The sequence below is a fragment of the Actinomycetospora succinea genome, from assembly GCF_004363095.1.
GTDB classification, from domain to species: Bacteria; Actinomycetota; Actinomycetes; order Mycobacteriales; family Pseudonocardiaceae; genus Actinomycetospora; species Actinomycetospora succinea.
Map to the genome: position 1 here is coordinate 437,247 of NZ_SNYO01000004.1, position 12,940 is coordinate 450,186.

At 75.9% G+C, this 12,940-nt stretch carries 14 protein-coding genes; 11 read left to right on the top strand and 3 right to left on the bottom strand.

Annotated elements, in window-relative coordinates; all coding sequences use genetic code 11:
• Positions 1-7: 7 nt before the first annotated feature.
• The 7 genes from EV188_RS17225 to EV188_RS17255 all read left to right on the top strand — a co-directional run bounded on the left by EV188_RS17225 (position 8) and on the right by EV188_RS17255 (position 7,645).
• Entirely contained in the window at positions 8-1,261 is a 1,254-nt protein-coding gene (locus EV188_RS17225; protein ID WP_133827490.1) for an acyl-CoA dehydrogenase family protein, read from the top strand.
• An 11-nt stretch (positions 1,262-1,272) separates the two neighbouring features.
• A complete protein-coding gene (locus EV188_RS17230; RefSeq protein ID WP_243741770.1) occupies positions 1,273-1,785 on the top strand; it encodes a nucleotidyl transferase family protein in 513 nt (170 codons plus the stop codon).
• Positions 1,786-1,819: 34 nt separating this feature from the next.
• On the top strand, positions 1,820-3,199 hold the full coding sequence (locus EV188_RS17235) for a BPG-independent phosphoglycerate mutase family protein (RefSeq protein ID WP_133827492.1): 1,380 nt from the start codon (positions 1,820-1,822) through the stop codon (positions 3,197-3,199).
• Between the two features lie 126 nt (positions 3,200-3,325).
• Positions 3,326-4,726, top strand: a complete 1,401-nt coding sequence (gene gad / locus EV188_RS17240; protein WP_133827493.1) for a glutamate decarboxylase — start codon at positions 3,326-3,328, stop codon at positions 4,724-4,726.
• An 82-nt stretch (positions 4,727-4,808) separates the two neighbouring features.
• Positions 4,809-5,249 (top strand): CBS domain-containing protein, encoded by a 441-nt coding sequence (locus EV188_RS17245; protein WP_133827494.1) that lies wholly within the window; start codon positions 4,809-4,811, stop codon positions 5,247-5,249.
• A 39-nt stretch (positions 5,250-5,288) separates the two neighbouring features.
• Positions 5,289-6,455 (top strand): acyl-CoA dehydrogenase family protein, encoded by a 1,167-nt coding sequence (locus EV188_RS17250; RefSeq protein ID WP_133827495.1) that lies wholly within the window; start codon positions 5,289-5,291, stop codon positions 6,453-6,455.
• Entirely contained in the window at positions 6,455-7,645 is a 1,191-nt protein-coding gene (locus tag EV188_RS17255; RefSeq protein WP_243741771.1) for an acetyl-CoA hydrolase/transferase family protein, read from the top strand. Before EV188_RS17250 ends, EV188_RS17255 begins: the two co-directional genes overlap by 1 nt.
• Here EV188_RS17255 and EV188_RS17260 read toward each other — a convergent pair.
• Positions 7,642-8,457, bottom strand: coding sequence for an enoyl-CoA hydratase-related protein (locus EV188_RS17260; RefSeq protein WP_133827497.1), 816 nt, complete (start codon positions 8,455-8,457; stop codon positions 7,642-7,644). The two genes, EV188_RS17255 and EV188_RS17260, sit on opposite strands and share 4 nt — an antisense overlap.
• Positions 8,458-8,548: 91 nt before the next feature.
• On the opposite strand from EV188_RS17260, the gene EV188_RS31715 reads away from it, so the two are divergent.
• A complete protein-coding gene (locus tag EV188_RS31715; RefSeq protein ID WP_243741772.1) occupies positions 8,549-8,725 on the top strand; it encodes a helix-turn-helix domain-containing protein in 177 nt (58 codons plus the stop codon).
• On the opposite strand, the gene EV188_RS17265 is transcribed toward EV188_RS31715, so the two are convergent.
• Entirely contained in the window at positions 8,682-9,224 is a 543-nt protein-coding gene (locus tag EV188_RS17265; protein ID WP_133827498.1) for a hypothetical protein, read from the bottom strand. The genes EV188_RS31715 and EV188_RS17265 overlap by 44 nt on opposite strands.
• Before the next feature lie 122 nt (positions 9,225-9,346).
• Between EV188_RS17265 and EV188_RS17270 the strand changes: the two genes are divergently transcribed.
• From EV188_RS17270 to EV188_RS31720, 3 genes are read left to right on the top strand one after another with little or no spacing between them, the layout of a single operon-like run.
• A complete protein-coding gene (locus EV188_RS17270; protein WP_133827499.1) occupies positions 9,347-9,748 on the top strand; it encodes a hypothetical protein in 402 nt (133 codons plus the stop codon).
• A gap of 23 nt (positions 9,749-9,771) precedes the next feature.
• On the top strand, positions 9,772-10,281 hold the full coding sequence (locus tag EV188_RS17275; protein WP_208114238.1) for a sigma-70 family RNA polymerase sigma factor: 510 nt from the start codon (positions 9,772-9,774) through the stop codon (positions 10,279-10,281).
• Positions 10,278-10,937 (top strand): anti-sigma factor family protein, encoded by a 660-nt coding sequence (locus EV188_RS31720; RefSeq protein WP_166659931.1) that lies wholly within the window; start codon positions 10,278-10,280, stop codon positions 10,935-10,937. Before EV188_RS17275 ends, EV188_RS31720 begins: the two co-directional genes overlap by 4 nt.
• Here the strand turns inward: EV188_RS31720 and EV188_RS17285 are convergent, their stop codons facing one another.
• A complete protein-coding gene (locus EV188_RS17285; protein WP_133827500.1) occupies positions 10,938-12,908 on the bottom strand; it encodes a SpoIIE family protein phosphatase in 1,971 nt (656 codons plus the stop codon). It lies immediately after the preceding gene.
• Positions 12,909-12,940 lie beyond the last annotated feature (32 nt).

Consider the following 12,940-nt stretch of genomic DNA (forward strand, 5'->3'; position numbering starts at 1 on the left):
ATGGCACGTGACCACAGCGTCCTCCTCAGAACCCGGCCGTACCGACCGCGTCACCGACTACACCGAGCGCTTCGCCGCCTTCCTCGACGCGGAGGTCGCGCCGCTGGAGGACGAGCTCGCCGCGCAGGACGTCGGGACGGCGTTCAACCCCCGCCTCGACGACGCCGGCCGCATGCACGCCGCGGTGTGGGAGGCGCGCCGGGAGGTGCAGCGGCGCTCCGCGGCCGCCGGGCTCTACAACCCGCACATCGCCGCCTCGGTCGGTGGCGGCGGGTTCTCGCGCACCGAGATGCAGCACGTCGAGGAGTTCGTCTACCGGCGCTCCGGGCTCGGGCTGGGGCTCGCCGCGCTCGGCTGGACCGAGGGCGCGAACCCGGCGATCGAGCACTGCTCGGACACCGCGCGCAAGGAGTGGCTCGAGCCGCTGATGGCCGGCGAGATCACCGCGGCGTTCGCCAACACCGAGATCCACGTCGGCACCGACGTGCTCGCCATGGAGACCACGGCCCGCCGCGACGGCGGCGACTGGATCCTCGACGGCACCAAGGCCTGGATCACCAACGCGCACTTCGCCGACGTCGTCCAGGTCGTCGCCGTCACCGAGCCCGGTGCGGGCACCCGGTCGCTGTCGATGTTCCTCGTCGACGCGACCAGCCCCGGGTTCACCCGCGGCCGCGACATCCCGACGATGCTGAACGACGGGCTCACCGGCGAGCTGCACCTCGACGGCGTGCGGGTGCCGCCCGAGAACGTGGTGGGGGAGGTCGGCGACGGCTTCGCGCTGGCGATGGCGTGGATCAACTGGCGGCGTCTGTGCCGCGGCGGGATGTGCGCGGGCTGGGGCACCTGGCTGCTCGAGCGGGCGCTGGACCGGGCGCAGCACCGGACCTCGGGCGGCGCGCCGATCGCCGAACTGCAGGCGGTGCAGCACATGCTCGCCGACATGGACGCCGACGTGTACGCGGCGCGCGCGGCGTCCCTGCAGGCCCAGGCGGAGCTCGAGGCGCTGCCCGGCGGCCCCTTCGGCATGCCGCTGCACCCGGACGCGCCGCGGCTCATGAGCCTGGTCAAGGTGATCAACGACGAGGCGTTCTTCCGCGTCGCCGACCGCGCGGTGCAGGTCCACGGCGGCACCGGCCTGCGTCTCGGCTCCCCCGAGGAGAAGCTGTTCCGCCTCGCCCGCAACCTGCGGATCCCCGCCGGCACGGTGGAGATCCAGCGCAACGCGATCGCGCGCGGGCTCCTGCGCGGCCGGCGATGACGCTCGCGGCGGTGACCGGGCGCTTCCAGCCGGTGCACGACCAGCACCTCGAGCTGTTCGCGCTCGCCCTCGCCGCGCACGACCACCTCGTCGTCGCGGTCACCAACCCCGACACGGGCGCCCGCCACGTCGCGTCCACCTCGACCCACCGCCACACCGACGAGGCCAACCCGTTCACCTACTTCGAGCGGACCCGGCTGCTCACGGCCGCGCTCGCCGGCGCCGGGATGGCCGACCGCGCCACCGTCGTCCCCTTCGACCTCACCCGCCCCGCGCTCTGGCCGGAGTACGTGCCGCGCCACGCCGTGCAGTACGTGCGGACGTTCTCGGCGTGGGAGACCGACAAGGCCGGTCGGCTCGCCGACGGCGGCTACGAGGTGGTGGTCGTCGACGGTGATCCCGCGACCAAGCTCGACGCGGCGGCGATCCGGGCGGCGTTCCGCGACGACAGCTGGCCCTCGCTCGTCCCGCCCGCCACGGTCCCGGTGCTGCGCGACCTGCTGGGTGATCGGGTCTCCCGGTGAGGCCAGGGAGACGGAGCGAAGCGGAGCTCGACCCATGAGGCAGCCCGGGTACGGCGAGAACCAGCCGCGGCTCGACGACGACCGGCTGCCCGTGGTGCTCGTCGTCCTCGACGGCCTGGGTGACCGGCCGGTGCCCGAGCTCGGCGACCGCACGCCCGCCGAGGCCGCGCGCACGCCGGTGCTCGACGCCCTCGCCGCGCGCGGGTCGTCGGGCTGGCACCTCCCGTTCGGCTGGGGCCGCGCGCCGTCCTCGGAGCTCGCGCACTGGGCGATGTTCGGGTACGCCGACGTACCGTTCCCCGGGCGCGCGGTGCTCGAGGCGCTGGGCGCGGGGATCGAGGTGCCCGCCGACACCGCCGTCACGCACGCGGCGCTGCGCACGTCGTCGGTGGGTCCCGACGGCCGCGTGTGGATCACGGGCCGCGCCGCGGGGTGGGACGGCGACGACGCGTCCGCGCTGCTCGAGGCCCTCGTGCCGGTGGCGGAGGCGCACGGCGCGCGGATCGAGGTGCTCGGCGGGCGGGGCGAGGCGCTGCTCGTGCTCAGCGGCCACGACACCGGCGCCGTCACCGATTCCGACCCGTTCTTCGAGGACCGCCACCCCTGGCTGCGCGTGCTGGCCTGCGAGGACGCGGCCGCACCGACCGCCGAGGCCCTGACCGCCCTACTGCTCGAGGCGCGCGCGGTCCTCGTCGAGCACCCCGTCAACGCCGCCCGCCGCGACCGCGACCGGCCGCCGCTGGACGTGCTGACGACGAAGTGGTCGGGGGCGCGGGGCGCGGTGCCGCGCTTCGCCGACCACGTCGGCATCCCGGGAGCGGCCGTCACGAGCACCCGGCTCTACCGCGGGCTCGGCGCCCTGCTCGGGATGCGGACCCGCCACCTGCCGCCCTACCTGAACCCCCGCCAGGACCTCGGCACCGAGCTCGAGGACCGCCTCACCGCCGCCCAGGAGCTCCTCGACGAGGGCGCCGCCTTCGTCCACGTGCACACCAAGGCCACCGACGACGCCGGGCACACCAAGGAGCCGCGCGCGAAGCTCGAGGTGCTCGAGGCCGCCGACCCCGGCCTGGCCGGGCTGCACGAGCTCGCCCACCGCGCGATCGTCGCGGTCACCGGCGACCACGCGACGCCCTCGACCGGCGGCGTCCTGCACACCGGCGACCCGACACCGCTGGTCGTCGCGGGCCCGACGGTGCGCACGGACGCGGTCGAGGCGTTCGGCGAGGGCCCGGCGGCGGCCGGCTGGTACGGCGCGCTGCAGGCCCGCGAGCTGCTGCCGCTGCTGCTCGGGCACGCCAACCGCGCGGCGTTCCTGGGCCACCGCGCGACCCCGCACCCCACCGCGGCGCTGCCCGACGCCCCGGAGGCGATGGTGCTCCCGCCGACGCTGCGGGCACGCCGCACGAGCTGAAGCGGAGATCAGGGGCGACGCCACGCACGTCGCGGGCGGTCCGAGGTGCGTCACGACGCTCCTGATCTCCGGACGCGCGGCCGCGACACGCGTGCCGCAGGCCGGCGATGCACCACGATCGGCTCCATGCCGCCCGAGCACAGCCGCACCCCCTTCGCGGGCAGCGGCCTCGACGCCGCCGTCGTCCCCACGTTCACCGCCGAGCCGGGCGTGATGCCGGACCACCGGCTGCCCGAGCACGAGCTCGCGCCGGACGTCGCGCACCAGCTCGTGCGCGACGAGCTGATGCTCGACGGCAACGCGCGGCTCAACCTCGCCACGTTCGTCACGACGTGGATGGAGCCCCACGCGGCGACGCTGCTGGCCGAGTGCGCCGACAAGAACATGATCGACAAGGACGAGTACCCGCGCACCGCCGAGCTCGAGCAGCGGTGCGTGCGGATGCTCGCCGACCTCTGGCACGCGCCGCACCCGCGGACGGCGCCGGGCGCGTCGACGGCGGGGTCGAGCGAGGCGTGCATGCTCGCCGGGCTCGCGCTCAAGCGCCGCTGGGCCGCGCGGGGGAGGACGGGCCGCCCCAACATCGTCATGGGCGGCAACGTGCAGATCTGCTGGGAGAAGTTCGCGAACTACTTCGAGGTCGAGGCCCGCCTCGTACCGATGAGCGGCGAGCGCTTCCACCTCGACGCCGAGCACGCCCTGGCGCAGGTCGACGAGGACACGATCGGCGTCGTGGCCGTGCTCGGCTCGACCTTCGACGGCAGCTACGAGCCGGTCGCCGACATCTGCGCCGCCCTCGACGACCTCGCCGCCCGCGGCGGACCGGACGTGCCCGTGCACGTCGACGGTGCCTCCGGCGCCATGGTCGCCCCGTTCCTCGACCCGGACCTGGTGTGGGACTTCCGCCTGCCGCGGGTCGCCTCGATCAACACGAGCGGCCACAAGTACGGCCTCGTCTACCCGGGGCTGGGCTGGGTGGCCTGGCGCGACGCCGCCGCGCTGCCCGAGGAGCTGGTCTACCGCGTGAACTACCTCGGTTCCGAGATGGCCACGTTCACGCTCAACTTCTCCCGCCCGGGCGCGCCGGTCGCCGCGCAGTACTACCAGTTCCTGCGCCTGGGCCGGGACGGCTACACGCGCGTGCAGCGGCACTGCCGCGAGGTCGCGACGAAACTGGCCCTCGGCCTCGAGCGCCTGGGCCCGTTCCGCCTGCTCACCCGCGGCGACGAGCTGCCCGTGTTCGCGGCGACGCTGCAGCCCGACGTCACGGCGTATTCGGTCTTCGACGTCTCCGCCGGCCTGCGCGAGCACGGCTGGCAGGTCCCGGCCTACACGTTCCCGGCCGACCGCACCGACCTCGCGGTGCTGCGGTTCGTGGTGCGCAACGGCATGACGCACAGCCTCGCCGACCTCCTGCTCGACGACGTCCGCCGCGTGCTCGACCGGCTCGGGCGTCAGGACCGGCCCCAGCGCGACGCCGCCCACGACTCGTCGTTCAGCCACACCGGCGCGCCGGCGCGCCCCTGAATCCGGTCGGTCTCGGACAAGCCGACGAGCCCCACGGGATGAGACAGTCGGGGGAGACCGCGACCGGAGGGGAGGTCTCTCGATGACCGTCCCGTCCGTCACGCCCTGTCGCGGCAGCACGTACGCGCCGGGCACGACCGTCGCCGACGCGATGCTGCGCCGGCCGAAGGTGTGCGAGCCGTCGACCACCGTCGGGCAGGCGCGCGCGATGTTCGCCGACGACCACGTCCACGCCGTGCTCGTCGTCGCCGACGACGTGCTGCTCGCCGTCGTCGAGCGTGCGGACCTCGAGGGCGCGCCGGACCACGCGCCGGCGGGGGAGCGGGGGCGGCTGCTCGGCCGCGTCGTGGGCCCGGACGCCGACCTGCACGAGACCTGGCACGCGATGACCGGCCGGCGCCTCGCCGTGGTCGACACCCAGGGCCGGCTGCTCGGACTGCTCTGCCTCAAGCGCCACGGCCGCGGGTTCTGCTCGCTGGAGGACGTCGCGGCGCGCGAGCGGGAACGGCGCCTGGCCGGCTGAGGCGTGTCGGCCGGGGCCGCGCCCCGTAGCTTGACGCCCGTGGACTTCCGCGAACCCGAGGACCACCGGCTCGTCCGCGAGGCCGTCCGCGACCTCTGCGCGCGCTTCGACGACGACTACTGGGCGGAGTGCGAGCGCACCCACACGTTTCCGTGGGCGTTCTACGACGCCATGGCCGCGGGGGGCTGGGTCGGCATCGCGATCCCCGAGCAGTACGGGGGCGGCGGGCAGGGCATCGCGGTCGCCGCGATCGTGCTCGAGGAGGTCGCCGCGTCGGGCGCGTGCATGAACGGCGCGAGCGCGATCCACATGTCGATCTTCGGGATGCATCCCGTCGTGCTGCACGGCAGCGAGGAGATGCGCGAGCGCTACCTGCCGCGCGTCGCGATCGGCGACCTGCACGTCGCGTTCGGCGTCACCGAGCCCGACGCGGGCCTCGACACCACCGCGATCACGACGCGCGCGGTGCGCGACGGAGACGGCTTCCGCGTCTACGGCCGCAAGGTGTGGACGTCGAAGGCGCTCGAGTCGGAGAAGGTGCTCCTGCTGGTGCGCACGACGGCGCTCGGCGAGGTCGCGAAGCGCACCGACGGCCTGAGCCTGCTGCTCGCCGACCTCCGCGACCCGGCGGTGACGATCACCCCGATCCCCAAGATGGGGCGCAACGCCGTCGCGTCGTGCGAGGTGGCCTACGACGGGCTCGCCGTGTCGGGCGACGACCTCGTCGGCGAGGAGGGCCGCGGGTTCCGCTACCTGCTCGACGGCCTCAACGCCGAGCGCGTGCTCATCGCCGCCGAGGCGCTGGGCACCGGGCGGGCGGCGCTGCGCCGCGCGGTCGCCTACGCGAAGGAGCGCCGCGTCTTCGGGCGCAGCATCGGCGCCAACCAGGCCGTCGCCCACCCGCTGGCCGAGGCGCACGCGCGGCTGCACGCCGCGTCGCTCGTCGTCGCGGAGGCCGCGTGGACCGTCGATCGCGGCGACCCGGCGGGCGAGGCGGCGAACAGCGCCAAGTTCGTCGCCGCCGAGGCCGGGTTCTTCGCCGCCGACACCGCGGTGCAGACGCACGGCGGCTTCGGCTACGCCGAGGAGTTCCACGTGGAGCGCTACTTCCGCGAGGCCCGCCTGCAGCGCCTCGCCCCGCTGCCCCAGGCGATGGCGCTGAACTACCTGGCGCAGTCGGTGCTCGGGCTCGAGCGTTCCTATTGATGGACCTCGGCCGGTACCTGGATCCCGGCGACGGCGTCTGGTGGGGCCAGGCCGGCGCGGAGGCGACGCCGCTGGTGGACGCGCTGCTGGAGACGCTGCCGGATGGGGGTGTGCCGGTGCGCGCGTTCTGCGGGCTGACGGTCAACCCGCGCCTGCGCACGCCGCCCGCCGGGCTCGCGCTCCGCTCGTACGGCGCGCTGGGCGAGCTGCGCGCGTCGCCGGGACTCGACGTCGTCCCGGCGCACTACTCCGCCCTGCCACGCCTGTTCGCCGAGGGCCTGCTGCCCACCGACGTCGGCCTGGTGCAGGTGTCCCCGCCCGCCCCCGACGGCACGTGCTCGCTCGGGATCGGCGCCGACTACGCCGCCGACGCCGTGCCCCACACCCGCGTGCTGCTCGGCGAGGTCAACCACCGGATGCCGCGCACCGCGGGTACGCCCGGCATCCCGCTCGAGCGGTTCGCGGCGACGGTGGAGACCGACCGGCCGCTCGCCCCGGTGCCCGACCGCGCGCCGGACGCCGTCGACGCGGCCATCGCCGGGCACGTCGCGGGCCTCGTCGAGGACGGCGACACCGTGCAGATCGGCGTCGGCGCCCTGCCCACCGCGATCCTCGCCGGCCTCGCCGGGCACTCCGACCTCGGCTTCCACGCCGGCATGCTCACCACGGGCGTGCTCCGCCTCGTCGCGCAGGGCGTCATCACCGGCGCGCGCAAGGAGATCGACCCCGGACTGCTGGTCACCGGCACCGCGATCGGCGGCGAGGAGCTCTACGCGCGAGTCCCGGACCTGCCCGTGCTCTTCCGCCCCGCGAGCTACACCCACGACCCCGGCGTCCTCGCGCGGCTGCGCCGCCTCGTCGCGATCAACTCGGCGCTCGAGGTCGACCTCACCGGACAGGTCGGCGCGGAGTCGGTCGGCGGGCGCCGTCTCGGCGCCATCGGGGGACAGGCCGACTTCTCCGGCGCCGCCGCCCGCACCGGCGCGCGCTCGATCATCGCCGTCCGCGCGGTCGTCGGCGGGCGCTCGACGATCGTGGCGTCCCTGTCGGGCCCGGTGACCACCGCGCGAGGCGACGTCGACGCCGTCGTCACCGAGCACGGCGTCGCCCACCTGCGCGGATGCCCCGAGAGCGAGCGCGCGCGCCGGCTGCGGGCGATCGCCGCGCCGGAGCACCGCGAGGATCTCTAGCGCCCGGGGAACACCGGCGCGCGCTTCGCGAGGAACGCCGACACGCCCTCGACGCGGTCCTCGCTGTCGATCACTTGGGCGACCGCGGCGTCGGTGTCGGCCCACCCCTGCGCGTCGGCGTCGCGCAGCGCGGCGTCGAGGGCGGCGAGGGTGGCCCGCACGGCCACGGGGGATCGGGCGGCGACCCGCTCGGCGAGCTCGAGGGCGCGCTCCTGCGCCTCGCCGGGCTCGACGAGGTCGGTGACGAGCCCCAGCTCGTACGCCCGCTCGGCGGAGATCGGGTCGCCGGTGAGCAGCATCCGGCGCGCCACGGTGGGGGGCAGGGCGCGCGGCCCCCGGAAGAGCGCCCCGCAGTTCGCGACCAGCCCGAGCCCCACCTCCGGGAGCCCGAACCGCGCGGTGCGCGACGCGACGACGACGTCGCACGCGAGCACGATCTCGAACCCGCCGCCGAACGCGATCCCCTCGACGGCGGCGACCAGCGGCGTCGTGCGCTGCCGGGCGACCACCCCGTAGTTGCCGCCCCGCGGCGTCGGCGCGCCGGGACCCACCGCGATGTCGGTGCCCGCGCAGAAGACGTCCGGTCCACCGGTGAGCACGCCGCAGCGCAGCTCGGGGTCGTCGTCGAGGGAGTCCAGCGCGCGGTCGAGGGCGGTCGTCATCGGCAGGTCGATGGCGTTGCGCTTGTCGGCGCGTGTCATGGACACCGCGAGGACGTGCCCCCGGCGCTCGGTCCGGACGCGGGCGGCGATCTCGTCCTCGGTGGGCGCCGGCGGGTCCGGCCACAGACGAACGGGTTGCTGGGCGGTCATGTCTCAATCCTGGACGGTTCACGAAACCGACGTCCGCCCGTGCCTAGTGTTCGGCGCGAACCGACGGAGGGAGTTGCCAGTGTCGACAGCGGTGGCGAACGATCGGGCGGCGCTCGCGCGCTACGTCGTCGAGCGGTACGCGGCGGGCGCGAGCCTCATGCGTCTGGCCGAGGACACCGGCCGCAGCTTCGGCCACGTCCGTCGTCTGCTGCTCGACGCGGGCGTCACCCTGCGGCCCCGCGGCGGGAGCCGTCCCCGGACGACCTGAGCACCACCAGCGAGCGCAGCACGATCACGACCGCGCCGACGAGCACCGCGGCCATCGGCAGCTCGAGCAGCACCGCCGACAGCGCGCTGACCACCACGTCGGAGCGCTGCGCGGTCGTCGTGTCGAACCACGCGTCGCACACCAGCAGGGTCGCCGTGACCAGCGCGGGGAACACCAGGGCCGGGCGGGCGCGCCACGCCATCCAGGCGGTGGCGGCCAGCCCGACCACGAGCGCGACGTCGAACCCGACCCACGCGAGCGTCCAGTGCCGCGCCTCGTAGCGGTGGGGCAGCGTCGCGGCGAGGATCCCGATCCACGGTACGAGCACCAGCGACCCGACCGCCGCGACGAGCAGGAAGCGGCGACGTCGTCGCCCGGCCGGGAGCACCGGCGGCGAGATGCCGGTCGCGACGAGGCGCCGGACGAGGTCCTCGCGCTCCTCGGGCGACAGGCGTGCGAGCTCGTCGTCGGTCCAGCGCGGCACCGTGCCCCCGTCCATCGCGGCAGTCTGCCGCGTGGTGGGTCACCGCGGCCATGGCCGAGGGAGTCGGCCGAGAAGGACTGAACCGATCGATTCCCCGGTCCGTGTCAGGGGGTGACGCCGACCGGGAGGACGCCACCATGACCTCGTATGCCGCCCACGCCACAACCCCGACCGCCACCACCGGCCCGCGGCGCGCGGTGCAGGTTACCGGGGTGCTCGCGGTGCTCGTCCTGCTCTGGCAGTTCGTGACCGCCGGGATGCTGCTGCCGCGCGGCGGCCCGCTCGACCTGCACGCCGCCGGGGCGATCGCGCTGCACGTCGCGTCCGGTCTGCTCGCGATCGCCGCGGTCTTCTACGCCCGCGCCGCGCGGGGCCCGTGGTGGCCGGCGGTCGTCGCGGCGGTCGTGTTCGTGCTGGGCTTCGTGCAGGCGTACGCCGGCGAGGTCGGCAACCTGGCCCTGCACGTGCCGTGCGCCGTCGTCCTCACGATCGGCACGGTGTGGGTGGCAGCCTGGTCGTTCACCGTCGGTCGTTCCTGACGGCTCGGCGCGGGGGAGGCGGGGTGACGTCGGACGCGGACCTCATCCGCCTGCTGCACGAGCGCCACGGCGCCTTGCTCTGGGCCGTCGCGATGCGGACGACGGCCGACCCGGGGCGGGCGCAGGACGCCGTGCAGGAGACGCTGGTGCGCGCGTGGCGGCATGTCGACGCGCTCGACGAGAGCCGCGGCGACCCGCGCCCCTGGCTGTTGCGGACCCTGCGCAACGTGCTGATCGACGAGTGGCGGGCGCGCTCGGTGCGCCCGGAGGTGCTCGTCGACGACGTCGGCGAGCCCGACCTCGCCGTCGCCGACCACGCCGACGCCGCCGCCCAGGCCTGGGTCGTCGACGCCGCGCTCGCGCGCCTGTCCCCGGAGCACCGCGCGGTCCTGGCGGAGTGCTACTACCGGGGTCGGTCGGTGCGCGAGGCCGCGGCGGTGCTGGGGGTGCCGCCGGGCACGGTCAAGTCGCGCACCCACTACGCGCTGCGGGCGCTGCGCCTGGTGCTGGAGGAGATGGGGATCGGGGTATGAGCTGCCCGCACCGCTTCGACGTCGGCGTCTACGTCCTCGGCGCGCTCGAGCCGGCCGAGCGCGAGGCCTTCGAGGCCCACCTGGCCGGTTGCGACGCCTGCGCGCGCTCCCTCAACGAGGTCGCGGGCCTGCCCGGGCTGCTGGCACGGGCGCCGGAGCCGTCGCTCGAGACGGCGGAACCCTCGGCGCCACCGCCGGACCTGCTCGACGGCGGTCTGCGCCGCGTCCGCCGGCGCCGCTGGGCCGGACGCGCGGTCGCGGCGGTCGCCGTGGTGCTGGCGCTGCTCGGCGGGCTCGGGATCGCGGCGTGGTCGGGGGCGTCCGCGCCCTCGACGTCACGCGAGCTGGCCCTGCCGCCGGTCGCCGACTCCGAGTCCTCGGGCCTCGCCGGCCTCACCGCCCGGCCGTGGGGCACCCAGATCGCGCTGACCTGCCGTTACGTGGGCGAGCCGCACCCCGCGCCGCCGCCCGACACCCCGCGTACCACCTACGTCCTCGTCGTCCGCTCGCCCGACGGCGGCGAGCAGGAGATCGCGCGCTGGAGCCCCCCGCCGGGCCAGGACGTCACGGTCACCGCGGCCACCGACCTCCCGCCGGACCGCGTGCGCGGGCTGGAGGTGCGCACGGCGACCGGCCAGGCGGTCATGCGCTCCTGATCACGGCGACGGCAGGACCGCGCCGTCGAGCAGGTCGTCGAGGCCCGTGAGCGCGAGTACGCGGCCCGAGACGCTCGCGCCCGCCGCGTGCAGGCGCAGGCCGGGGAGGTCGCGGCGCAGCTCGTGCACGGTCTGCACTGCGGCGCTGGAGAACACCGAGACGCCGTGGAGGTCGACGGTCAGCTCCCGCGCCCCGCCGCGGGCGACCTCGAGCACGCGGTGGCGGAAGCGCTCGACCGTGCCGGTGTCGAGCGGGCCGCTCACCGCGAGCACGTCGGGCCCGCGCTGCTCGGTCGCCAGGTCCTCGGCGACGCCGTGACCGGGCCCGGTCACGGCGTCGTCGTACGAGCCGACGAGGACGTCGCGGCGCACCGGCGCCGCCAGCGTCACCGTGGTGCCGGCGGGCCCGGTGACGACGTCGACCCGGTCGACCAGGCCGCGCATCATCATCAGCCCCCGGCCGCGCGGGCCCGGGTCGTCGGCGGCGGGGCGCCAGGTCCCGGAGTCGGCGACGGTGACGGTCACGCGGCCGTCGTCGTCGAGCGCCGCGGCGACACGGGCGCCGACGCCGTCCGCGGGCGGCTCGGGGTGAGCGTGCTCGAGCGCGTTGGTCGCGGCCTCGCCGGCCGCGTGCGTCAGCGCCAGCGCGTCGTCCTCCCCGACCCCGGTCGCGTCGAGCCACGCGTCGAGCGCTCGGCGCAGCGTGCGCAGACCGCGCGGGTCGGCCGGGATCTCGAGCGCGAAGGGTTCCGGGGGCTCGGCGGTGCGCTTGACGGCGAGCAGGGTCGCGTCGTCGGCGTGGCCGCCGCCCGTCCAGCCCATGCGCTCCACGGTGAGCGCGGCGATCCGGTCGACCTGCGCGGTCGGGACCGTCGCGTCGTCCTCGACGTGCTCGTGGCCGGCGGCGACGGCGGTGCGCGCGAGTGCCTCGAGGCCCTCGTCGAGCGGGTGCCCGGGCCGTTCGACGAGGCCGTCGGTGTAGAGCACGAGCACGTCGCCGGGGTCGAGCCGGTCGACGGTCGGCGTGGGGGTGGCGGGCGCCCCGGTGCCCAGGGGCGGGCCGGCGGCGACGTCGATCCACCGCGCCGTGCCGTCGGCGGTGACCACGAACGGCGGCGGGTGCGCGGCGGCCGCCACCTCCAGCTCCCCGGTGCGCGGGTCGAGGACGGCGACGCACACGGTCGCGGCGCGGGTCGCCCGCTCGCGCGCGGCGAAGCGGTCGAGCTCGGCGAGGGTCCCCGCGACGCCCCGGTCGGCCTCGAGCGCGTTCCCGCCGATCGCCCGCAGCCGCCCCATCGCCGCGGACGCGGACGCGCCGTGGCCGACGACGTCGCCGACCGCGACCGCCACCCGGCCGTCGGCGAGCGGCACCGCGTCGAACCAGTCGCCGCCGGCGGCCAGCTCCTGCCCGGCCACGACGTAGCGCGCGGCGAGACGCGCTCGTGGCAGCACCGGCAGCCCGGTCGGCAGCATCGAGCGCTGCAGCGTGAGCACGACGTCCTGCGCGGCCTGCCGGCGCCGTTCCGACTCGGCGGCCGAGGTCTCGGCCTCGCGCCGGCGCAGCACGTCCTCGGTGACCCGGCCAATGTGCACCGTCATGCCGCGCATCGAGCCGTCGGCGTGGTGGGTGGGGACGAAGGTGTAGGAGTACCAGTCCTCCTCGAGGCGGCCGTCGCCGTCGCGGTCGACGAGGATGCGCCGCTCGTCGCCGATCACCGGCTCGCCGCGGGTCCAGACCTCGTCGAGCGTCTCGAACACCTGCTGGCCCTCGAGCTCCGGCGCGACCTCCCGGATGGGACGCCCGACGATGCCGGGCCGGAAGCCCATGCTCGCCCGGGCGGCGCGGTTGGCGGCGACGACGCGGTGCTCGGGGCCCTCGAACGCCCAGAGCACCGCGGGGATGTCCTCGAAGGCGGCGACGACGTCCGTGGGGATTCCCGCCGGCGCCTCGTCGGCAGCGTCTGCGGCCATGGCCCCAGCGTGTCCCGGGCGGACGGATCCCA

Bases quoted from the DNA above. Each gene is read 5' to 3' on its own strand.
- EV188_RS17235 (WP_133827492.1), top strand. From the start codon at position 1,820: ATGAGGCAGCCCGGGTACGGCGAGAACCAGCCGCGGCTCGACGACGAC.
- gad (WP_133827493.1), top strand. From the start codon at position 3,326: ATGCCGCCCGAGCACAGCCGCACCCCCTTCGCGGGCAGCGGCCTCGAC.
- EV188_RS17245 (WP_133827494.1), top strand. From the start codon at position 4,809: ATGACCGTCCCGTCCGTCACGCCCTGTCGCGGCAGCACGTACGCGCCG.
- EV188_RS17255 (WP_243741771.1), top strand. From the start codon at position 6,455: ATGGACCTCGGCCGGTACCTGGATCCCGGCGACGGCGTCTGGTGGGGC.
- EV188_RS17260 (WP_133827497.1), bottom strand. From the start codon at position 8,457: ATGACCGCCCAGCAACCCGTTCGTCTGTGGCCGGACCCGCCGGCGCCC.
- EV188_RS17265 (WP_133827498.1), bottom strand. From the start codon at position 9,224: ATGGACGGGGGCACGGTGCCGCGCTGGACCGACGACGAGCTCGCACGC.
- EV188_RS17270 (WP_133827499.1), top strand. From the start codon at position 9,347: ATGACCTCGTATGCCGCCCACGCCACAACCCCGACCGCCACCACCGGC.
- EV188_RS31720 (WP_166659931.1), top strand. From the start codon at position 10,278: ATGAGCTGCCCGCACCGCTTCGACGTCGGCGTCTACGTCCTCGGCGCG.
- EV188_RS17285 (WP_133827500.1), bottom strand. From the start codon at position 12,908: ATGGCCGCAGACGCTGCCGACGAGGCGCCGGCGGGAATCCCCACGGAC.